The organism is Bacillus cereus (genome assembly GCF_015071065.1).
GTDB classification, from domain to species: Bacteria; Bacillota; Bacilli; order Bacillales; family Bacillaceae_G; genus Bacillus_A; species Bacillus_A cereus_BA.
In genome coordinates, this window is sequence record NZ_VOVA01000004.1 from 64,133 (window position 1) to 87,346 (window position 23,214).

Here is a 23,214-nt window from a genome sequence, read left to right on the forward strand (position 1 = left end):
CAGTAAGAGATGAAGGGACTATTTAAAGGGTTAAAATATACGCTTAGTAATTTGAGTAAGAAAAAGGTGACGTATGATTATCCGAATCAACCGTTGCCATTACCAGACCGCTTTCGGGGTATTCAAAAGTTTTATCCAGAGAAATGTATTGTGTGTAATCAGTGTTCCAACATTTGTCCGACAGATTGCATTCAATTAACAGGAAAAAAACATCCTGACCCTACGAAAAAAGGGAAAATTATCGACACGTACGATATTAATTTTGAAATTTGTATTCTTTGCGATTTATGTACAGAAGTTTGCCCGACAGAGGCGATTGTAATGACAAATAACTTTGAACTCGCAGCGTATTCACGTGATGATTTATTTAAAAATTTGCAGTGGCTTGACGAGAACGACGAGAACGTCAGGAAGGAGAATAAAGCATGAATGGCGAGTTTGTAGCTTTCTTTATATTATCCTTGTCTGCGATTATCGGCGGCGTTCTTATGCTGAATTTAACGAAAGTAATGCATATGATGCTGGCCCTTGTGCTTACATTCCTTAGCATTGCGGGTGTGTACTTTCTCTTATCAGCCGAATTTATCGGAGTTGCACAAATTTTACTTTACTCTGGTGCGATCACTATTATTATGATTTTTGGCATTATGTTAACGAAACATAACGCGGAAAATGAATCGCGCCTTACTCTTCGAAAATGGATTATCTTCTTTGCAGTTGTAGCATTTGGAGCAGTTATGTATTTCGCTGTTAATAGTATCGATTTTTCAAATCAAAGCACACAAGGAAGTTTACCTCTCCATGAAAACAACACACTTCAAATCGGTACACTTCTCTATTCAAAATATATTATTCCATTTGAGTTAACCTCAGTTATTTTACTTGTAGCACTTGTAGGAGCGATTATCCTTGCGAAGAAGGATGAGAAAGAGGAGGATTCCCATGAGTAGCGTTCCAGCTTCTGCGTATTTAACACTTGCGATTATTTTGTTTTGCATTGGCTTATTTGGAGCTTTAACAAAGCGAAATACAGTAATTGTATTAGTTTGTATCGAATTGATGCTAAACTCGGCCAATTTAAATTTAGTGGCATTTAGTAAATTAGGCTTGTTTCCGAATTTAACAGGGCAAATTTTCTCGCTGTTTACGATGTCTGTAGCGGCAGCGGAGGCAGCGGTAGGGCTTGCAATTTTGATTGCTTTGTACCGTAATCGCCCGACAGTTCATGTAGATGAGATGGATACGCTCAAAGGATAGCATTGTGACCGAAAAGGGGGAAGGAAACAATGATCGATTATGCATGGCTCATACCGCTTTTCCCGCTTGTTTCGTTTGTGTTACTTATTGTGTTCGGGAAGAAAATTAGAGAGGGAAGTAGTGTACTAGGTATTTTCTTTACCTTTCTCTCCTTTATATCCGCGGTAGTGGTACTAATAGAACGATTTTCATCAGGGTCAGTGAAGCATAAGTGGGTATGGCTTAGGGTAGGAGATATAGATATATCATTTGGTTTTGAAGTTACCGCATTAGGAGCTTTAATGTTGTTTATCGTTACGCTTGTGAGTTTTCTTGTACATGTGTACTCAAAAGGTTATATGAAAGGTGACGCCAGATTACCGACCTTTTATGCATATTTAGGGCTCTTTACATTTGCGATGCTTGGGCTAGTTATATCGACGAATTTATTACAGCTTTATATATTTTGGGAGTTAGTCGGCCTTGGTTCGTTTTTACTTATCGGTTTTTATTTCTTTAAAGAAGAAGCGAAGGCTGCTGCGAAAAAGGCTTTTATTATGACGCGCATTGGGGATGTTGGGCTATTTATTGGGATGATTTTAATTTTTTGGCACGCAGGTAGTTTTGAGTATGACGCGATTTTTAAAGCGATTCATACGGGCGACCTCTCTCCCTCTATGATTACAATAACGGCGATATTAATTTTTATCGGTGCGATGGGGAAATCGGGTCAGTTCCCGCTTCATACATGGTTGCCAGATGCAATGGAAGGACCGACGCCTGTTTCGGCGCTTATTCACGCGGCAACGATGGTTGCAGCCGGCGTATATTTAGTAGCGACGATGTTCCCGCTATTTTCAGCAAGTGCGGTAGCTATGCAAACTGTGGCAATCGTTGGGGCTTTCACCGCAATCTTTGCGGCCTCTATTGGTCTAGTGCAAACTGATATTAAGAGGGTTCTTGCTTATTCTACAGTTAGTCAGCTCGGGTATATGATGCTTGCGCTAGGCTCTGCTGGTTATGTAGCTGGTATCTTTCACTTAACGACACACGCCTTTTTTAAAGCATTATTGTTTCTGGCAGCAGGAAGTGTAATTCATGCAGTCCATACGCAAAACATTAATAAAATGGGCGGTTTACAGAAAAAAATGAAAGTAACCGCTGCGCTGTTTTTAATCGGTACACTTGCAATTAGTGGTGTTCCTCTTCTTTCCGGATTTTTTAGTAAAGATGAAATTTTAGCGGCGGCTTGGATGAATGGCAATTACTTTCTATTCGTTTTAGCAGTAATTGCGGCATTTCTAACAGCATTTTATATGTTCCGTTTATACTTTCTTGTCTTTACAGGGGAAACGAAGACGAAGGAAGAGGTACATGAATCGCCTCGCACCATGACGTATCCGATGATTGTCCTTGGTGTTCTTGCGGTAGTGGCAGGCTATATAAATACACCGTGGTTCGGAACGTTTCTTGGGGATTGGCTCACGAAAGATCTAGGATTCCAGGTGAAGGAAGTGCATGGACCTGTTTGGATTATGGTTGTTGCAACGCTCGTTTCATTTGCGGGAATTGCCCTCGCATATTTCATATATGGCAAGAAATCTATCTCTAGAGATTGGGCCGGCGGAGAAGGGACGCCTCTTTATAACCTTTTGAAAGAAAAATATTATGTGGATGAACTATACAATGTGACGGTGCTTCCTATTACGAAAGGAATCGCTCATGTGCTTCGCTTATTTGAAGTATACGTTGTAGAAGGAATCGCAGTTTTAATTATTGGATTGGTTAAAGGTATGAGCGGCATCGGATCAAGGCTTCAAAACGGGAATGTACAAGTGTATGGAACTGTAACAGCAGTTTCGCTCGCAGTGCTCCTAATTATTTTGTTATATACGGGAGGGGATTTACGGTGAATGGATTGCTATTAACGTTCTTCATTTTTTCCCCGCTGTTAGGAATTCTCTTGCTTTTATTAACGCCGAAACGAGAATCGCGTACAGTGCAGGCGCTTGGTTTATTCGGAACGGCGCTTCCAGTTGGAATTGCTATCGTTCTCGCTTGTACATACGCTTCAGGAAAGAGTTTATCGATATTTGATGAAAAAGTGAAATGGATTAAATTTGGGGATTTCACAGCAGTGGATAAAAGGTGGTTTTCAATTTATTACGAGCTTGGTATTGATGGTTTATCGCTTGTAATGATGGTGCTCACAGCCCTTCTAGCGATGCTTGCAGCTATTGCGGCATTTTCTATTAAAAGAAATTTGAAAGCATTCTACATGCTGTTACTCATGCTAGAAATAGGTATGCTCGGTGTCTTCGCTGCTCAAAATTTAATGCTGTTCTTCATCTTCTTTGAAATTACGTTGCCGCCAATGTTTTTATTAATTGGTAAGTGGGGGAAATTGTCGAGTGAAAAGGCTGCATATAGTTATTTAATATATAACGGTATTGGATCAGCTATTTTACTTATCGTTTTCTCGGTTTTATTTGCGAAAACAGGTACGACAAATATTGCGGAGCTTAAAGAAATATTAACGGGTGTAGCTGCTGGGGGAGGAATGGCTGTCTCAAGTAGCTTACAGTTCGGCTTGTTTCTTGCCATAATGATTGCCTTTGCGATTAAACTTCCCGTTTTCCCTTTGCATCGCTGGATGGTCAATGTACACATAGAAGCGCATCCTGCTGTAGTTATGCTTCATGCGGGAGTTTTGCTGAAGATTGGCGCGTACGGTATGATTCGCTTCGGGAAAGGGCTATTCCCAGAATATTTTCGTGAGTTTGCAACGCTAATTGCGATTTTAGGAGTCATTAATTTATTGTACGGGGCCTTTCTAGCACTCATCCAAACGGACTTTAGAAAGGTGCTTGCGTACTCTAGTATTTCGCATATGGGCATTGTATTAATGGGTCTTGCGGCGTTAAATGCACCAGGTACACAAGGGGCACTGTTCCAAGTTGTGTCTCACGGTTTAATTGCGGCCTTGCTCTTCTTCTTACTTGGCATTATTGAAGAGCGTTTCGGGACTTCGGATATTACAGCACTTGGTGGACTTGCAAAAAGTGTTCCTGTGCTTAGCGGTTTCTTCCTAGCGGGCGGTATGGCATCGCTTGGAATGCCAGGGATGTCTGGATTTGTTAGCGAATTCCTTGCCTTTCTCGGTTTATTCCAAGGGAAACCGGTTATCGCCGCCGCGGGTGTACTTGGAATTATTTTAACCGCTGTATACGTATTAAGAGCGACACTTCAAGTGACATTTGGTAAGAAAGAATGGGAAGCGAAATCTGATATACACGGATGGGAGTACGTTCCTGTTATAGTGCTTATCGTTTGTATTATTACAATTGGGGTAATGCCAGAACTACTAGGGGATCCACTTCAAACTACATTGAAAACATTGGGGGTGAAGTAGGATGGATATGAACACATTACTTAGCTTATCATGGCATTTCATGGTACCAGAATTCATTATTCTCGGGGCTGCCATCCTTCTTTCCATATGTGATTTGTTTTTTAAGCTGAACCATAGGTACGTAGCGCTTGGTGCAATTGCCGCTGTCCTGTTAGCGATAGTGTCATTAATTACGCTATACAGCGAACCGGCAGGAGATATTTTAAATGGATCGTTTGTGTTAGATGGATTTTCAAAAGGATTTAAAACGTTGTTATTAATCGGAGCAGCTCTCATCTTATGTATGGCAATGAGCGATGACAAGAAGGAGCCTATTCAAGATAAGGGAGAATATTATTATTTAATGTTAATGGCGCTTCTTGGAGCGATGTTCATGGCTTCTAGTGTTGATTTCATCACACTATTTGTAGGTTTAGAGTTGCTTTCGCTTTCTTCCTATATTTTAGTAGGAATCAGAAAAAGAAACCGTGCATCGAATGAGGCTGCAATGAAATATGTTATTAACGGAGGAATTGGAACGGCAATTACACTCTTTGGAATGAGTTATTTATACGGTATTACAGGGTCGACCAACATAGTGGAAATGCAACAGGCATTTACGCAAGGATTGGCCGGGGGCATTCAGTTATTGTTAGCTCTCGCATTTCTACTTTTGCTCGTTGGACTCTCGTTCAAAATTGCAACAGTGCCATTTCATATGTGGGCACCGGATGTGTATGAGGGAGCGGCTACACCTGTCACTGCTTTTCTCGGAACGATTTCTAAAATTGCTGGTTTTCTACTCATTACGCGTTTGTTTCTTATGGTGTTTGCAGGCATGGCAATCCAAGGAGACGCACAATCTTTGTACGGGCGTATGAGTATATACATTGCTGTAATAGCTAGTATTACGATGATTGTTGGGAACGTAGTAGCATTAAAGCAATACAACGTAAAACGTCTATTCGCTTATTCAGGTATCGCGCATGCTGGGTATTTGCTCGTGCCTCTTGTGGCGCTATCACAATTTACGATGGATAGTATGTGGTTTTATATGCTGGCATATATGCTTATGAATATAGGGGCATTTGCCATAATCCACGGGTTAATCTTACAAAACGATAAGGAAAATATGACGATTTTCACAGGGTTATATAAGCGATCACCATTTACAGCTATAGTGATGACTGTTTTTATTTTATCTTTGGCCGGGATACCAGGGACGGCGGGTTTCATCGGGAAAATTAACATCTTTTTAGGGGCACTTCATGTTGAACCTGCTCATTACGTATTAGCTTCTATTATGATGGGGACAACAGTTATTTCATTCGTATATTACTTCCGGATATTACAGCAAATGTTTTTCCGTACGGGAGAGACAGACGAGAAAATTCAATTACCGTTAAATATAAAGATTGTCATGAGTCTTTGCGCAATTTCGATTGTAATACTAGGGATTATGCCGATGATTGGTTACAATTTCTTCTATGAATATTTTCCATTAATGAAAGATTTCTTCTTCTTAGGGAACGTGGTACAATAGTAAAAATAAAAGGTGTAGAGTCCGTACTCTGCGCTTTTTATTTTGGAGTAACAGCAAATGAAAACACCTATAGGTATATGTTTTTTAACAGAAAATTACGATGTAAAATGTAAGATGCTTATTTGCGTGTGAAAAAGTGTGGCTCCTACTTATTTATGGTATCGTTTTTTACATTTTGCGTAAGTAGTAGCCAAGCAAAAAAAAGGGGTCGATTTTTTGGCACATCTTTTAGGGCAACAAGCACTGATTGCCATTGTTTCACATTTATTATTTATTACCATTACGTGGTGGGCCTTACAAGGCATTCACATTGAGCGCTTAATGAAGTCTGGTAAAGTGATGCAAACGAGAGTATTACTCATCCTAATTACAATTACAATTGGGACATCTGTAAGTAACTTTTTCCTTGATTATTTAGGCTATTCAAAGAGTTTAACGTATTTAGTAAAGTAAGTGTATAGAACCTTATATCTCCGTTAACAATGGGGATAGGAGGGGATGAAATTGAAGTTTAAAGCCATTCTTATTGTTATCGTAAGTGTTGTTTTATTTTTGGTTGGATATAAAGAGATGAAACCTATAAGCGATGAACAGAAAATGGAGAGCATGATTGCAGCTTTAGAGAAGAACGATGCAAAAGTAGAGCGGTGGTCATGGTTAGCGCGAGAAACGAAAACAATTTCTAATATACATACGTTTCAAAAACTGTTAAACGATGTGAAGGAAGAGGCAAACATCGAAAGTTGGGAATTAGAACAATCTCCAGATGGATATAAGGCTACATCCTATAAAAAATCTTCTTCACATGAAGAACGAATAGTAGTAACTTGGAGTAAGGAAAATACTAAAGAAAACACTTTTATTATTTTTGAAGTGAGCGGGGCGAAATGGGACCCGAAGTACGTTCAGAACATAGATAAAATTTTTAGTGAAAAACCTATAATTTACACTTGTGTTCAAGGTGTACTGAATGATAAGATTAAAGGTGTTTTGCAAAATAAAACCAATCAGGTTTTGAAAGACCTTTCAGCAAGAGCGATCGAACAGATAGAAGAAAGAGCATTTGTATCAGTCTCCGCATATAATAAAAAGTGGAATGACGCTCTTTCAACAAATAGAGAGAAAATAAATGTGCAAATAGCAATACGTTCTACAAACAACAAAGATACAATTGTGGTTGGCACACCGATCATAACTTCTGAGTATTGAGTGAATAGATACTGAAAAAAGGACACGGAGGGGAATAATTTGGAAAAGATCATCGTCCGTGGCGGAAAGCGGTTGAACGGCACAGTGCGTGTTGAGGGCGCAAAAAATGCTGTATTACCTATAATCGCTGCAGCCCTATTAGCGAGTGACGGAAAGAATGTACTATCTGAAGTACCAGTATTATCTGATGTATACACAATTAACGAGGTATTACGTCATTTAAATGCTGAAGTCGTATTTGAAAATAACCAAGTAACAATCGATTCTTCTAAAGAATTAAACATTGAAGCACCATTTGAGTATGTACGTAAGATGCGTGCATCTGTTCAAGTAATGGGACCATTATTAGCACGTAACGGTCGTGCTCGTATTGCACTTCCTGGTGGATGTGCAATTGGTTCACGTCCAATTGACCAACATTTAAAAGGCTTCGAAGCAATGGGAGCGAAAGTAAAAGTTGGTAACGGATTTGTTGAGGCACACGTAGAGGGAGAACTAAAAGGAGCTAAAATTTATTTAGACTTCCCAAGCGTAGGCGCGACAGAAAACATTATGTCTGCAGCTACATTAGCAAAAGGGACAACAATCCTTGAAAACGCAGCGAAAGAGCCAGAAATCGTTGACTTAGCTAACTTCTTAAATGCGATGGGAGCGAAAGTACGCGGAGCTGGAACTGGAACGATTCGTATTGAAGGCGTTGAGAAATTATATGGTGCAAACCACCCTATTATTCCTGACCGTATTGAAGCAGGAACATTCATGGTTGCAGCGGCAATTACAGGTGGAGACATCTTAATTGAAAATGCTGTACCTGAACATTTACGCTCAATTACAGCGAAAATGGAAGAAATGGGTGTTAAAATTATTGAGGAAAATGAAGGTGTACGTGTTATCGGCCCAGATAAGTTAAAAGCGGTTGATATTAAAACTATGCCTCATCCAGGTTTCCCAACAGACATGCAATCACAAATGATGGCATTATTACTACATGCTGATGGAACAAGTATGATTACAGAAACGGTATTCGAAAACCGCTTTATGCACGTTGAAGAATTCCGTCGTATGAATGCTGATATTAAAATCGAAGGTCGTTCTGTAATTATGAACGGTCCAAGTAGCTTGCAAGGTGCTGAGGTAGGCGCAACTGATTTACGTGCTGCAGCAGCATTAATCTTAGCTGGTTTAGTATCAGAAGGTTATACTCGTGTAACAGAGTTAAAACATCTTGACCGCGGTTATGTAGACTTCCATAAGAAATTAGCTGCATTAGGTGCAACTATTGAACGTGTAAACGAAAAAGTAGAAGAAGTGAAAGAACAGGAAGTTTCTGATCTTCACGCTTAATTGAAGTAGTCTCTATGTCTTTTGACGTAGAGGCTATTTTTTTTGGGTTATTACTGTTATAGTCAATAAATTCTATACTTATGCACGTCTCAGTAAAAATATTTAGAAAATTTATGTTTTACTTCGTTATTTGCGGTCAGCAAAACTCCACCTCATTAAAGTTTCAGTTTATCCCGCACTAACGGTCAGTAAAACCCCCACTGATTATAGTTTCACTTTATACTGATACCCCCAAGTATGTTCTAAAAGATCCCATAGTTCCATAAGAATGAAAAGAATCCAACTTTATATTGGGGGAATAGGATGAAATTTTCAAAGCCACTTTTCATTACAGTAGCGCTCTTAATAGCGCTCGTTATCATTATACCTGCTGCTCTTGTTATTCCGTTTGCGAAAGCAAAAGTAGGGGAAGAAGCAGCGTCTAAAACTCCTCCAGCGATAGAAAGTATACCAGCTCCAGGGAAAGTGGATACAGCGGTTCAAGTTGCTGTATACCGTGATCGACAGAAGAAGGTAGAAACATTACCTATGGAGGAATATGTGGCCGGTGTAGTAGCTTCTGAGATGAATGCCAGCTTTGAAATAGAGGCGCTAAAGGCGCAGGCATTAGCAGCAAGAACATTTGTAGTGCAGCGTATGCTAAGCGGAGGTAAGAAAGACAATGCGGACGTGACAGATACGGTGAAAGATCAAGTGTACAAAAGCAAAGAGGAATTGAAGAAACAATGGGGTAATAACTACGAAAATAATTTAAAGAAAATTGAGGAAGCCGTTTCAAAAACCGCAGGACAAGTTTTAACGTATGATGGAAAACCAATTTCAGCATCCTTCTTCTCAACGAGTAACGGACGAACAGAAAATGCAGCTGATTATTGGGGGAATGATTATCCGTATTTGAAAAGTGTAGATAGTCCGTGGGATCAAGCCTCTCCGAAATTTACGAGTGAACAAACATTCACAGTAGCTGATTTTCAAAAACGCCTCGGTGTGAAGGTGCTGGCAGACGGAAAGGTTGGAAACATTAAGGACCTTACGGAAGGAAAGCGTGTAAAGGATGTAGCATTTCAAGGGAAAACATTAACGGGAAAGCAAGTTCGTGAAAAGTTAGATTTACGCTCTTCAGACTTTACGTGGAAACAAGAAGGAGATAACATCATCGTTAAGACGAAAGGTTTCGGCCACGGCGTTGGTATGAGCCAGTACGGTGCGAATGGTATGGCAGGGGAAGGTAAGAAATATACAGATATCGTCGCTCATTATTACAAAGGCGTTGAAATAAAGACAATGAACGAGTACGAAGGAAAATTGATGGTGAAAAAGTAGAACGCAAAAGGAGCTAATTTTAATTAGCTCCTTTTTTCATTATTTGTAGAAAATAAATGAAGGTGATTGGACAAGATGGTGAAATTAAGTGTGATGGCGAAGAGATGGGAGAACGTTGTCTAAGGGGCCCATTGATCGCTGGTAGCTATTATAATGATGAGCGTACAGAAGAATCAATGAAAGGCGATTGGCTCCATACAGGAGATATTATTACGGTTGATTCGGAATGATTTATTAAAGTCCCTGATCGTACGAGAGATTTAATTAAAAGTGGAGGCGGTGCCGCATGAAAAATGCCAAGAACGTCCTATTATTGCTTGCGTCATATTAAAAGAGGGACAAGCAGTTGAAAGAGAAGAATTCTATGCTTTACTGGAAGCAGAATTTCCGAAAATATTTGTAGGGAAGTTTTTTAAAAGAGCACTTCGAGATCAGCTCAAGACTTATATGGTGGAGCAGAAATAACAAAGAAGGCTATCCTGATGGGTAGCCTTCTTTGTTGGTGTATTTTAAATAGTGTTGTATAAAATATCATAATCTTCCATTAATTGTTTGGTATAATGAGAGAAAACCATTTGGAGGAGACGGAATGGCGTTATTGGAGTTGAAACAATTAGGGAAGACGAACCAGTTACCGGCAGTTGAACTGGAGGTTGAAAAAGGGCAATGTGTTGTTTTGCAATGCAATAATCATACAGCTAAAGTGTTGCATCGCATTATTATCGGAGAAGAAGAGGCTTCTTCGGGCAGTGTGTTATTTGAAGGAGAACAAATTGGAAAGAAAGTTTATTCACGTATTGGCTTTTGTTTTTTGAAAGATGAAGCATATGACCGTTTGAAGGTAAAGGAATACTTCAAGTTCTTATTAGGGCTGTATGAGTCAAATGTGAGCATGGAAGAAGTAGTACAATACGTCGGGCTGCTAGATAAGCTAAACGTTAAAATAGAAAAGTTATCATTTTCAGAGAAACGTCGCCTTCATATTGGGCGAGTTATGATTCATAATCCGGATTTAGTTATTTTGGAAGAGCCAGAGCAAAATGTAGATACAGAGAGTACGATTATTATTCGAAAAGCGATTATGAAAATGAAAGAACAAGGAAAGGCGATCTTTATTACGTCTTCTTTCTTATCGGATGCTCTTTCGCTGACAGAAGATGTATACATATTAAATCGAGACGGTGTAAAAAAAGTAGAAATCGTGCAAGAAGAAGTTGAAGAAGTAGATGAAGAAAAAGTAGTTCAAATGATTCCGCAAATGAAACTGGAAAGAATTCCAGCGAAAGTGAACGATAAAATTATTTTACTTGATCCGATGGAGATTCATTTCATTGAAACACAAAACGGAGTGACACATATTCACGTTCGTGAAGGTGATTTCGTATGTGCATTAACATTAAGTGAACTAGAAACGAGATTAACAGGATTCGGATTTTTTAGATGTCATCGCTCGTACCTCGTTAACTTACAAAGAGTGCGAGAAGTGATTACGTGGACTCGTAATAGCTTTAGTTTAATTTTGGATGACGAAAGAAAAAGTTCAATTCCGCTTTCAAAAGGACGAATGGAGGAATTAAAAGGTGTAATTGGGCTATGAAAATGCGCCAATAAGCTCAAAATACGATTCATTCACCGGTAAAAATACTCCTTTTACCGGTATTTTACTGCGTAAACCCTTTGTTTTTCATATGATTGAGTCAAGAAAAGCGAAACAAACAAATCGAAACTTGCGAAAGCGAATTTCATCTATATAAGAAAAACAAAGGGGCTGACGAAATGACATTGGCAATTGAAATGAAAGATGTAATGAAAAGCTTCAACGAAAAAACAGCACTTCGAAGTGTAAATATTGAGGTGAAGCAAGGAGAAATCTTCGGGTTCCTCGGACCGAGTGGATCTGGGAAAACAACAACAGTGAAAATTTTAACTTCTCAGTTGCTTCATAGCGTTGGAACTGTAAGGGTGTTAGGTAAAGACATTACAGGACCAAGTAGCATCGATTACAAACGAATCGGTATTTTAACAGACAATAGCGGCTTATATGAAAGACTTAGCATTTATGATAACTTACTATTATTTTGTGACTTATACGATTGTAAAAAAGAACGAATTGATGAAGTGCTAGCACAAGTGAACTTATTGGATGATAAAAAAACACAAGTGAAAAAATTATCAAAAGGAATGAAGCAGCGCGTAACATTAGCAAGAGCAATTCTTCATAAACCAGATATCCTCTTCTTAGACGAACCAACATCCGCACTTGATCCAGTAAACGTACAAAATATTCATAAAATCTTAAAAGACCTAAATAAAGAAGGAACAACGATCTTCTTAACAACGCACAATATGGACGAAGCAGAAACGCTTTGTAACCGCATTGCCTTTCTGTGCGGCGGAGAAATAGTAGCGCTTGATACACCGGAAAACCTTCGCTTGCAATATGCGAAAGACCAAATACAAGTTGTGTTAAAAGATAAGAAAAAAGAAGTAGTGCAAAAAGATGAATTAGGTGCAAAACGCATTTCAGAATGGATGAAAAAAGGCGAATTGTTATCTATTCATTCACACGAACCAACGCTAGGCGATATCTTTATTGAAGTTACTGGGAGGGGACTATAATGACATTTTCGATGAGACGTGTATCAGCTATTTTTAGGAAAGAAGTACAAGATTTTAAAACAAATTCACAAGTGTTGTTAATGGCATCTTTACCACTTATATTTTCGGTTATATATAGCAAATTTGGAGTGGGCAAGCAAGTGTTGGGTACTACTACTATAATGTCCCTCCTGTTTGTCGCAGGTTTTGTTCAATCTATGGTAATTGCAGAAGAAAAAGAAAAACATACACTACGTGTGTTAATGTTATCCCCAGCATCTTCTGTTGAAGTTCTTCTTGGAAAGAGTTTATTAACAGCGGGCCTGACGATGGTCATTTGTGTTGCGAATTTATTCATTTTAGATCAATTAAATATAAATCTTCCATTGGTAGGATTGATATTCTTATGTGGAATTATTTTATTTATCGCGATTGGAACAATGATTGGATTACTTGCATCTTCTGTACCGCAAACATCATTAATCGGAATGCCTATTTTAATGACGATGTATTTAGCTGTACAATTTGAGCCATTTGTCGAAAATAAAACAATTAAGACGATGATTGAATATCTTCCAACATCTCATATTACAAAAGCGATGAGCAGTTTAGTAGATGGAGCTAGTTTTAGTAGTATGGGTGGTCATGTGTTGAACATTACAGTTTGGTTCATTCTTTCGCTTATTGCATGTTTGATCGTATATAAAAAGAAACAAATGGACTAAAAACTGAGCTCAAACGCTCAGTTTTTTCTTTTTTCATCATTTCCTCGGAAATTCTCCAATTCTTATACATATTTTTACAGAATTTGTCGAAAAGTAATTAGTTATAGGTTGTATAGGATGAGTGAATATTGTTCAAAATGATTGCTGAGGTGATGATGGAATGCGAGGAAGAAATAGTAAAAAGTCGCAAAAAGTAGTACATTTATTTCAAAAAAGATGGGTGTTTCCGGCACTATACATTGCTTGTGCAGCAGTAATCTTAATGGTTGCGCTATGGTTCCAGGGAGCTAATCCAAAGAAAGCTCCGAACCACGACCAAGCAACACCGTATACACAAACGGAAGATCCAGCAGTACCGGTAACAAAATCTTCAGAAGTAGTGAAAATGCCAGCTGCAGCAAATGCAGAAGTAGTGGTACAGAAGAAATTCTATGAAGATGCAGTGTCAGAGGCGGAACAAGAAAAAGCACTTGTCTTTTATAACAACACATATTCCCCGAATAAAGGAATCGACATTGCTGCGAAAAATGGAAAAGAATTTGATGTTACAGCTGCTTTAAGTGGTACAGTAACGAAAGCTGAAAAAGATTCACTTCTTGGTTATGTTGTAACAGTAGATAGTGGAAATGGTTTAGCAGCATCTTATCAAAGCTTAGGCAGTGTGAAAGTAGAAAAAGGTGCAAGAGTTGCGCAAGGTGAATTGTTAGGAAAATCAGGTCTAAATGCAATGAATAAAGAGGCAGGTTCTTACGTTCACTTTGAAGTACGTAAAGACAATGTGGCTGTGAACCCTGAGCGTTACTTAAATAAATCAGTAGCAGAAATTAAAGCTGATGCAGGCGCTGCAAAGGCGACAAATGCTTCTGGTAAAAAAGCTGATGACAAATCTCAAAAAGAAGAAAAGTCAACAAGCACGAAACCAGAAAGTAAAACAGAAGATAAGTCTCAAAAAGAAGAGAAATCAACAAGTGGTTCGACTAGTGATAAAGAGACGAACGGCAAACAAGATGAGAAATCTCAAAAAGAAGAGAAATCAACAAGCGGTTCGACTAGTGATAAAGAGACGAGCGGTAAACAAGAAGACAAAGCTAAAAAAGAAGAAAAATCAACGAATGGTTCTACAGAATCATCTAGCGATTCTTCTTCACAAGAATAAGAAAGCGAAAAAATCAGTTCTCACTAGGAGAGCTGATTTTTTTATTCTTATATAAAAATAATCAATTTCGATAAAAAAGTTGCAATAACAAGGAAAAATGACGAGATTCTCGAATATATATTACAAAAGGGAGGGGATACTGTGTCATTTTTATCTGTTCTGTCGATTGCTATTATTTTATTGTTTGTTTTATTCGCTTTATACTATTACATTGCCAGTAAGAAAGAAGTTCCCCACCATCAATTGTTAGAAGAAGAGTATGAAAGAGAAGAGTGACACTCCAAAAGGGAGTGTCTTTTCTTTATTACACCTATTGGAATTTTTAGAGCTAGGACGTATAATACTAATTGTGATTTTTTTACATAAGAAAACAATATTTGAATACAGTATGAATCTAAAATACTGTATTTTTTGTTGTGGTTGAGGGGGAAATTTAATGGAAGCTAGAGAAAGCAAGGGTTCTAAAAAATTATTTATTTTAATAGCGGTAGCAGTGGCGCTAGTCGCTGGGATTGGATTTTTCATTTTTAATAAAATGAATGCGGCAAGTAATCAGGAGAAAGTACCAGTTCTGAAATATTATTATTTAACAAAAGATAAAGATAAAAATGAAAATCCAGTATTAAAAGACAAGGCAACTGCTGTAGCGGTGGAAATGTTTGAAAAACAAATGAAATATTTAGCAGATAATCAGTATCATACTCTTACGTTAGAAGAATTTAATCAGTTTATAAAAAATAAAAAGAAACTTCCTAAGAAAAGTGTGTTAATTACATTTGATAATTCATCAAAGTCAAATTATGTATATGCGTATCCAATTTTAAAAAAATATAATATGCATGCCGTTTCATTTGCAGTATCATCTAAACTGACTGAGCAAGTTCAAAAGTTTGATCCTAAGAATATTCAAACATTGAGTAAAGTTGAGTTAGAAAAAATGAAAGATGTATTTGAATTTGGAAGTCATACACACGATCTTAATAAAGTAATTGATAATACACCAGCATTAATTAAAACAGCTAAAGATGATGTTAAAAAAGATATTTTGCAAAGTAATAAATTATTGCAAACAAACTATTTCTCTTATCCATTTGGAAAATATAATAAAGCTTCGGTAGAAGCATTAAATGAATTGGGAGTAGCATTAGCTTTTACTAGTTCACCAGGGTATGCTACAGAGAACAGTAAACCACTCGAGATTGAACGTTGGCCTATTTCAGCGGATACTAAAATGGATACCTTTGAGAAAATAGTCTCAGGTAAATATGAGGTTTCAAGTAAGTAAAGTTCAAGCCTATTAGAATTGTATTTAAATTCTAATAGGCTTTTTTGTTTAGACAATGTTTTTTTCTGAAATTAAAGTTTTTTGCACTTAGTCCGCAAAAATAGTGAACATGTAGCATATATCAGTAGTGCGGGCAATACAATGGTATAAACCAATGCAAAGAGAGTGTTTGAGGTGAGAAATCGTGAATCATTTCATTATAAATCCAAGAATGTTTAACGCTTACAAACAGCACTCACATTTACTTCATAGTCGTATGCAGCGAGTCTCATTTCACACTTCTCACATCCAATTTAGGGAGGCGAGTGGTGTGCACGATTACATCAAAGAGAGAACTATCAAGATTGGCAAGTATATCGTGGAGACAAGAAAGACAGTGCGTGTAATTGCAAAGGAGTTTGGGGTATCAAAGAGTACAGTCCATAAAGATTTAACAGAACGTTTGCCAGAAATTAATCCAGAGCTCGCAAATGAAGTGAAAGAAATTCTTGATTATCATAAGTCTATTCGTCATTTAAGAGGAGGAGAAGCAACAAAGCAAAAGTATCGTAAAGAAGATACAGAAAATCCTGTGCGCCAATAAATCCAAAATAGCAAACATTCCTTGCGAATTCGGTAATATTTTTCAGAAGAATTCTTTTTGCGAATATTACGTTTCTGTTAAATTTATGATAAAATCAGAAATTAGGTGTAAAAGAATTCGGGTACAACCTGATTTTGAATATCGAGGAGGAAAAGACGGGAATGTTTGCGCGAGATATCGGAATTGACCTAGGTACGGCTAACGTATTAATTCATGTTAAAGGTAAGGGTATTGTATTAAATGAGCCATCTGTTGTGGCAATTGATCGTAATAGTGGAAAAGTATTAGCAGTAGGTGAAGAAGCAAGAAGTATGGTGGGACGTACACCTGGTAATATTGTAGCAATTCGTCCGCTTAAAGATGGTGTAATCGCAGATTTCGAAATTACAGAAGCAATGTTAAAGTATTTCATTAACAAATTGGACGTGAAGAGCTTCTTTTCAAAACCTCGCATTTTAATTTGCTGTCCAACAAATATCACATCTGTAGAACAAAAAGCAATTCGTGAGGCTGCTGAACGTTCAGGTGGTAAAACAGTATTTTTAGAAGAAGAACCAAAAGTAGCCGCAGTTGGTGCTGGTATGGAAATCTTCCAGCCAAGCGGAAACATGGTTGTTGATATTGGTGGAGGTACAACAGATATTGCCGTACTTTCTATGGGTGATATTGTTACCTCTTCCTCTATCAAAATGGCTGGCGATAAGTTTGATATGGAAATCTTAAACTACGTTAAACGTAAGTATAAGCTATTAATTGGAGAACGTACTTCAGAAAATATTAAAATTAAAGTTGGTACAGTATTCCCAGGTGCACGTAGTGAAGAGCTTGAAATTCGCGGACGTGACATGGTAACAGGCTTACCACGTACAATTACAGTATGCTCTGAAGAAATTACAGAAGCACTAAAAGAAGACGCGGCTATCATTGTACAAGCTGCAAAAGGCGTACTAGAGCGCACACCACCAGAACTATCTGCGGACATTATCGACCGCGGTGTTATTCTAACAGGCGGTGGAGCTTTATTACACGGTATCGACATGCTTCTAGCAGAAGAACTAAAAGTACCAGTATTAATTGCTGAAAACCCAATGCAATGTGTTGCTATTGGTACAGGTATTATGTTAGAGAATATCGATAAATTACCACGTCGCGCTTTGCGATAAATATAGAATTAATATTATTTGAAATACTGTAAACCTTGAACAGTTGGTTTTGTTATTTACTGTTCAAGGTTTATTTATATTTGGTCAATTAATAGTAATTATTTAGATGAAAACGCCTTTTTATTTATTAATTAATATATTCCGATTTGAAAATTCCGGGTGTGAAAATCTAAATTGTTAGTCAGAAAGGTTCAATTTTGTCAGATTTAGTGATATCCTTGTATTTGTAAATTTAAAGTGAACTTTGTAAATTTAAAGCGAATTTTGTTAAAAAATAGAGAATAATTAGGGAAAATAGAATGGGATAGTATCTGATATGGGAGGAAGAAGGGACATAGAAAAATGAAGAAGGTGTTAGTGATAGCACAAAATTTTTATCCAGAAATCGGAAGTGCGGCGAATCGAATTAAGAATATTTACTCGGAATTAAGTGAAAAAGGATATGATGTTACAATTTTGACTACTGATCCAAGATATCCAAATGAAAATTTATATAAGAAAAAAGAATTTTGGGACGAAGAATCGATAAATAGTGACGACATTATAAGAGTGAAACCAAGGGTGAAAAAATATACAAATAATATGTTAAGGAGATTATTTTTGTATTTAGAAATCACAATACTTTTTATTATGGCTATATTACGCATGGATAAAAAGTATGATTATGTATTCGTTTCAACTCCTCCTATTTTTATCGGTATAGCAGGACTTTTTGCTAAGAAAAAGTTGAAGGCTGAACTATTATTAGATGTCCGAGATTTATGGCCGGAATCATTGTTAGGTGTTGGAGTTTTTGCGAATCGATTTGTTTTATCAATAGCATATGCTTTAGAAAAGATGCTGTATCATGCAGCTGATCAGATTATTGTAAATAGTGCAGGATTTATTCCATATCTTGAGTTAAAGGGTGTTAAACGCGAAAGAATTTCATTTATGCCAAATTCCTTAACAGAGGAAGAATTACATATGGTAGAAAATAAGCGGAGTATAACTTCCTCGGCTACTGAAACAGTGGAAGTAATTTATACAGGGAATATCGGATTAGCTCAAGACGTTCTAAAGTTGATTGATGTAGCAGAATTTCTAAAAGAAAAGGAAAATATTAAATTTAAAATAATTGGCTATGGATTTAAAAGCTATCAAGTGGCTGAAGTTATTAAAGAGAAAAAACTCTCTAATGTAGAAATTATTAAAGCAAAAAGTCGCAATGAAACTTTAAAGGAAGTTGCAAAGGCGCATATTGCATATGTTAGTTTAGTAGATGAAAAAGTATTTCAAACAGTTTTGCCAGGAAAGATTATTGACTATATGTGTATGAAAAAGCCTATTGTTGGCGATGTGTCTGGATATGCAGAAAAGGTGATTAATGAAGCTCAATGTGGTTTGATTTCACACGATCGAACAGTTAAAGAATTAGGAGAGCATATTTTAAGATTAGCTGAGAATGAGATATTACGCAGAAAAACGGGGAATAATGGACACGAGTTCGCTTTCCAATATTTGAGATGGAAAAATAACATCAAAGTATTAACGAGTTTAATGGAGGAAAAAGATGCAACAGCAGAAAGTATGTATGTTCGTATGGAACCACTTCACAAATGATGCCCGTGTGTTAAGGGAATGTACGGCTTTAGCTGAAGAGGGTTATGAAGTGGACTTGATATGTATTCACGATTGGAAACAACAGGATTTACCTAAGTGGGAGATGCGGAAAGAAGGGTTTACAGTAACACGTGTAAATAATCGCCTATCTCTTTTACAAAAAGGTTTGGGTGCAGCAAAACGAGTAAAACAGTTAATAACGAAAAATATAGTTACAATGTTTTTATTTGGAGTAATTGCGGCACTGTGTTTCTGGAAATTTCCAATAATAACATGTTTGATATTATTATTTGGTGCATTATTTTCCACGGGAAAGCTACGGACATTAATTGTACGCTCTTACATATTGGTTCAAATGGTCAAGGTTGGTTTGAAAAAAGAATATGATTTCTATCATTCTAATGATTTAAATACACTACCACAAGGATGGCTTTGTGCGAAAATATTTAGAAAAAAGAAATTAGTTTATGATTCACATGAGGTACAGACCAGCCGTACAGGATACAATAGTAAAATTTATGGGATTATGGAGAAATTCTTTCTGAAATATACAGATGTGATGATTATGGAAAATCATACTCGTGCAAAATATGCGGAAGATTTATATGGCTTTTATCCTAAGGTCATTCATAACTATCCTTTTGTAACACAACCAGAGGACAGTAATTCAATTAATTTGCACGAAGTGTTAGAGATTCCACAGGAAGAACCTATCTTGTTATATCAAGGCGGAATTCAAGTGGGAAGAGGTCTAGAAAAGCTAGTACAAGCAGTTCCAATGTTTAAAAAGGGCACACTCGTATTTATTGGTGATGGACGTATTAAGCCAGAGCTACAGAAGATGGTATTAGAGTTAGGTTTGGGAAATAAAGTGAAATTCCTTCCGAAGGTGCCTGTAAATGAATTATTACATTATACGAAAAATGCTTATTTAGGTTTTCAGGTTTTAAATAACGTTTGTTTTAATCATTATTCAGCTTCATCTAATAAACTATTTGAATATATGATGAGCGGAGTTCCAGTTGTTGCTTGTAGTTTTCCAGAGATACAACGTGTGGTAGAAAAGGAATGTGTTGGGGTTTGTATAGATTCTCACAATCCTGCCTCCATTGCTGAAGGAGTAAACTACATACTAGAACATCCAGAAGAAAGAGAGAAAATGAGAGAAAATAGCTTCATTGCCCGTAATAATTATAATTGGGAAAATGAAAAAGAAATCTTTATAAATATATATAAGAACTTGGAATAACATAGGGGAAAAGTTATTCAATTTCTACGTTACCATATGAACTAAAAGATGGGAATGAGGGTTTCTTGAAGAAAGCGAAGCTAAGTGTAGTAATTACAAATTATAACAAAGAACAATATTTAGCTCAGTGTTTACAATCTGTTGTTGAGCAGACATTAAAGGGGATTGAAATTATTGTTGTTGATGATGGTTCAACCGATAATAGCATGACAGTATTGAGGCAGTATGAAAAGCACCATAATAATTTGAAAGTTTATAAGCAACAGAATGCTGGTGTGAGTGCTACGCGTAATACAGGATTACAAAAAGCAAACGGGGAATATGTTACATTTTTAGATGCAGATGATTATGTACATTTAGCTGGGTACGAGGAAATGTATGAGGTTGCCAGCGAAAATAATGCAGATATGGTTATTGCCAATATTATTTGTTTTAATGAATATAAAAATTGGCCACTTTCATATATGAAAAAATTATTTAATAAGGAACTCCCGTTAATTAGGAATGTTGCAACGAACTTAGAATTACATTTCACTCCATCCACGAGCAATAAGATATTTAAGAGAGAAATGTGTGTCCTTAATGGTATTCATTTTGATGAAGATCTTTGGGTAGGGGAGGACTTGCTATTTACACAAAAATGTTTGTTGGTTACAGAAAGAGTAATCGTACGCGATATACCGTTACTTTATTATAGGATATTAGATAACGGCGATAATAACCTATCTAAAAATACAACTATTACATTTTTTAATCAACTAGTTATATTACAAATGAAATTAACGGCCATATATAAAGAGAAAAAAAGGCTGGCATTAATCCATACTATAGAGGCAAGACAGTGGAAATTCTTTGTGGATTCCATTGTTTTAAAGGGAAAAGGTTTTTCAAGTGAAAAGCTTTTAGAAGTCATTCAATTAGGAAATAAGTTTCTATCAAGCCTAGTTAGTTTGAAGCATGTAGAGAATTTTAATGTGCGTGATAAATTAATAACTGAAATGATAAAAGAAAATGATTGTATAAGTTTAGAAAAATTATTAAATATCATTCAGGATGAATTGATTTCAAAAGAACATGTATACGATAATGAAAAATATTATTATTTTTATTATCAATTTTTCCCTCGATATAAAGAGTTATTGCAAGTTAATAATTTAACCGTAGTTCATAAAATTGAAGGAATAAAACTTCGTAAAGAGATTCTTACAATTAGTGGATATGCATTTGTTGGAAATTTATCGACCAAAAAAATAAAAAAAGAATTAGTATTTTATAAAGAAGGAACCACTAAAACAATCCAACTAGAAAACTCCTTACGTACCGATATATCATACTTATTTTCTAACAACACAATTGACTATAATGATGCGGGATTTGGAACAATAGAAGTCAATGTAAGGGATTTGTTAGAAGAGGGAGAATGGAAAATATCAATACGCCTCAGCATAGGGAACACTGTTGTTGAAGAACCGCTAAGGGTTCTGTTAGCACAGTTACGCAATAATACAAAGTATCAAAATGTAAATTCATTAGATATTAAAGTGCTATATAAAAATAGTGAAGCTACAATTCAGATTCATAAGTCTAACTATATGAAGAGAATGATGAATGCATATAGTGAAATTAAGCGAGCAATACGTTATGATGTAGGTTTATTTAAACGGAAAAATTATAAAGCATTACTTGCAATTATATCCTATAAATTATTTGGATCATATTTTCGTAGAAAGAGGATATGGTTAATTGGTGAAAGAGAAGATACAGCGCAAGATAATTCTTATCACCTATTTACATATATTCGAAAAGAACATCCTGATGTTCCAGTTTTTTATATTATTGATAAGGAAAGTAATGAATATAAAAACATTGAAGATTTAGGTAATACCATCCAATTTGGGAGTTTTAAACATACATTCTATTTGCTGATTTGTGATAAGACGATTAACAGTTATTCAGAAACAGCAAACATGTATACAGATGATTATAAACATATTTTGAAGTATTATCCAGAATGGCAGCAAAACAAGAAGATTTTTATTCAACATGGTGTCATAGGTGTAAGTCGGGTGAATCATGTATTGAATAAAAATCGTATGGGATACTCATTGTTTGTCGTATCTTCTCAATTTGAGAAAGATCATATTGTAAAAGAGTTTGGTTATACCGAAGATGAAGTGATTGTAACAGGACTTGCTCGTTGGGATGCGCTACAAGATGAGAGTAAAGGGAATGAAATTTTACTCATGCCGACGTGGAGAAGCTGGATTAAAACAAAAGAGCAATTGGAAGAATCAAATTATTGGAAAACATACATGTCATTTTTACAAAGTGAAGAGTTTCATCAAATACTAGAAGAGCAAGATTTAACATTGACATTCTTTCCACACTATCAGACTCAAAAATTAGGTGCAGAAATGCCTGTGTTTCATGAACGAATAAAAGTCATGAAACAAGGCGAAGAAACTGTTCAAAGTCTACTGAAGCGACATCGGTTACTGATTACAGATTATTCTACGGTTTCATTTGATTTTGCTTATATGAATAAACCAGTTATTTTTTATCAGTTTGATTATGATGAGTTTTATTCTAGGCATTATAATGAGGGACCGATTGATCATAAGCAAGATTTGTTTGGAGAAAGGGTAGAACAGGGAATAGAAATTAATCGATTATTAAACAAGTATAAAGAAGAGATGTTTTTTTCAGAACTAGAAAAAGCGAATAAATACATTCAGAGAAAGTATTCCAAAACACATTGTGAAACAATTTGGGGATATTTGAAATAACAAGATATATTGATAGGATAG

Annotated in this window: 21 protein-coding genes and 1 pseudogene; all 22 read left to right on the forward strand. The window is 36.4% G+C overall.

Going from position 1 to position 23,214, the window contains the following annotated elements; genetic code table 11:
- Positions 1 to 9 precede the first annotated feature (9 nt).
- The 22 genes and pseudogenes from nuoI (at position 10) to FT637_RS13735 (ending at position 23,193) form a co-directional block, all read left to right on the forward strand.
- Entirely contained in the window at positions 10 to 429 is a 420-nt protein-coding gene (gene nuoI / locus FT637_RS13630; protein ID WP_000677189.1) for an NADH-quinone oxidoreductase subunit NuoI, read from the forward strand.
- Positions 426 to 950, forward strand: coding sequence for an NADH-quinone oxidoreductase subunit J (locus FT637_RS13635; protein WP_193646766.1), 525 nt, complete (start codon positions 426 to 428; stop codon positions 948 to 950). Before nuoI ends, FT637_RS13635 begins: the two co-directional genes overlap by 4 nt.
- On the forward strand, positions 943 to 1,257 hold the full coding sequence (nuoK, locus tag FT637_RS13640) for an NADH-quinone oxidoreductase subunit NuoK (RefSeq protein WP_193646767.1): 315 nt from the start codon (positions 943 to 945) through the stop codon (positions 1,255 to 1,257). The genes FT637_RS13635 and nuoK overlap by 8 nt, the downstream gene beginning before the upstream one ends.
- A gap of 29 nt (positions 1,258 to 1,286) precedes the next feature.
- The gene (gene nuoL / locus FT637_RS13645; RefSeq protein WP_193646768.1) at positions 1,287 to 3,149 is read left to right on the forward strand and encodes an NADH-quinone oxidoreductase subunit L; all 1,863 of its coding nucleotides are present in this window, start codon (positions 1,287 to 1,289) and stop codon (positions 3,147 to 3,149) included.
- Positions 3,146 to 4,648: an NADH-quinone oxidoreductase subunit M gene (locus FT637_RS13650; protein ID WP_193646769.1), complete on the forward strand. Its 1,503-nt coding sequence runs from the start codon at positions 3,146 to 3,148 to the stop codon at positions 4,646 to 4,648. Before nuoL ends, FT637_RS13650 begins: the two co-directional genes overlap by 4 nt.
- A 7-nt stretch (positions 4,649 to 4,655) precedes the next feature.
- Positions 4,656 to 6,170, forward strand: coding sequence for an NADH-quinone oxidoreductase subunit NuoN (nuoN, locus tag FT637_RS13655; protein ID WP_413773233.1), 1,515 nt, complete (start codon positions 4,656 to 4,658; stop codon positions 6,168 to 6,170).
- A 216-nt stretch (positions 6,171 to 6,386) separates the two neighbouring features.
- Entirely contained in the window at positions 6,387 to 6,623 is a 237-nt protein-coding gene (locus FT637_RS13660) for a DUF1146 family protein (RefSeq protein WP_002113021.1), read from the forward strand.
- 51 nt (positions 6,624 to 6,674) lie between these two features.
- Complete coding sequence (locus FT637_RS13665; protein WP_193646771.1) at positions 6,675 to 7,379, forward strand: YwmB family TATA-box binding protein; 705 nt, start codon at positions 6,675 to 6,677, stop codon at positions 7,377 to 7,379.
- Positions 7,380 to 7,418: 39 nt separating this feature from the next.
- Positions 7,419 to 8,723, forward strand: coding sequence for a UDP-N-acetylglucosamine 1-carboxyvinyltransferase (gene murA / locus FT637_RS13670; RefSeq protein WP_193646772.1), 1,305 nt, complete (start codon positions 7,419 to 7,421; stop codon positions 8,721 to 8,723).
- 303 nt (positions 8,724 to 9,026) lie between these two features.
- A complete protein-coding gene (gene spoIID / locus FT637_RS13675) occupies positions 9,027 to 10,046 on the forward strand; it encodes a stage II sporulation protein D (protein ID WP_193646773.1) in 1,020 nt (339 codons plus the stop codon).
- Between the two features lie 56 nt (positions 10,047 to 10,102).
- A pseudogene (locus tag FT637_RS13680) lies at positions 10,103 to 10,511 on the forward strand (fatty-acid--CoA ligase); the annotation flags it as partial.
- Between the two features lie 124 nt (positions 10,512 to 10,635).
- A complete protein-coding gene (locus tag FT637_RS13685; protein WP_193646774.1) occupies positions 10,636 to 11,643 on the forward strand; it encodes a LytTR family transcriptional regulator DNA-binding domain-containing protein in 1,008 nt (335 codons plus the stop codon).
- 179 nt (positions 11,644 to 11,822) lie between these two features.
- On the forward strand, positions 11,823 to 12,665 hold the full coding sequence (locus tag FT637_RS13690; RefSeq protein WP_193646775.1) for an ATP-binding cassette domain-containing protein: 843 nt from the start codon (positions 11,823 to 11,825) through the stop codon (positions 12,663 to 12,665).
- Entirely contained in the window at positions 12,665 to 13,369 is a 705-nt protein-coding gene (locus FT637_RS13695; RefSeq protein ID WP_113770407.1) for an ABC transporter permease, read from the forward strand. The genes FT637_RS13690 and FT637_RS13695 overlap by 1 nt, the downstream gene beginning before the upstream one ends.
- Positions 13,370 to 13,529: 160 nt before the next feature.
- Positions 13,530 to 14,525 (forward strand): peptidoglycan DD-metalloendopeptidase family protein, encoded by a 996-nt coding sequence (locus tag FT637_RS13700; protein WP_193646776.1) that lies wholly within the window; start codon positions 13,530 to 13,532, stop codon positions 14,523 to 14,525.
- A 141-nt stretch (positions 14,526 to 14,666) separates the two neighbouring features.
- Complete coding sequence (locus FT637_RS13705) at positions 14,667 to 14,801, forward strand: ABC transporter ATP-binding protein (protein ID WP_193646777.1); 135 nt, start codon at positions 14,667 to 14,669, stop codon at positions 14,799 to 14,801.
- A gap of 160 nt (positions 14,802 to 14,961) precedes the next feature.
- Positions 14,962 to 15,810: a polysaccharide deacetylase family protein gene (locus tag FT637_RS13710; protein WP_193646778.1), complete on the forward strand. Its 849-nt coding sequence runs from the start codon at positions 14,962 to 14,964 to the stop codon at positions 15,808 to 15,810.
- 310 nt (positions 15,811 to 16,120) lie between these two features.
- Entirely contained in the window at positions 16,121 to 16,393 is a 273-nt protein-coding gene (gene spoIIID, locus FT637_RS13715; protein WP_002089714.1) for a sporulation transcriptional regulator SpoIIID, read from the forward strand.
- Positions 16,394 to 16,554: 161 nt separating this feature from the next.
- The gene (locus tag FT637_RS13720) at positions 16,555 to 17,556 is read left to right on the forward strand and encodes a rod shape-determining protein (protein ID WP_002089713.1); all 1,002 of its coding nucleotides are present in this window, start codon (positions 16,555 to 16,557) and stop codon (positions 17,554 to 17,556) included.
- Between the two features lie 342 nt (positions 17,557 to 17,898).
- The gene (locus tag FT637_RS13725) at positions 17,899 to 19,158 is read left to right on the forward strand and encodes a glycosyltransferase family 4 protein (protein WP_193646779.1); all 1,260 of its coding nucleotides are present in this window, start codon (positions 17,899 to 17,901) and stop codon (positions 19,156 to 19,158) included.
- Positions 19,109 to 20,407, forward strand: coding sequence for a glycosyltransferase (locus FT637_RS13730; protein ID WP_193646780.1), 1,299 nt, complete (start codon positions 19,109 to 19,111; stop codon positions 20,405 to 20,407). Before FT637_RS13725 ends, FT637_RS13730 begins: the two co-directional genes overlap by 50 nt.
- 65 nt (positions 20,408 to 20,472) lie before the next feature.
- Positions 20,473 to 23,193, forward strand: a complete 2,721-nt coding sequence (locus tag FT637_RS13735; protein ID WP_193646781.1) for a glycosyltransferase — start codon at positions 20,473 to 20,475, stop codon at positions 23,191 to 23,193.
- Positions 23,194 to 23,214 lie beyond the last annotated feature (21 nt).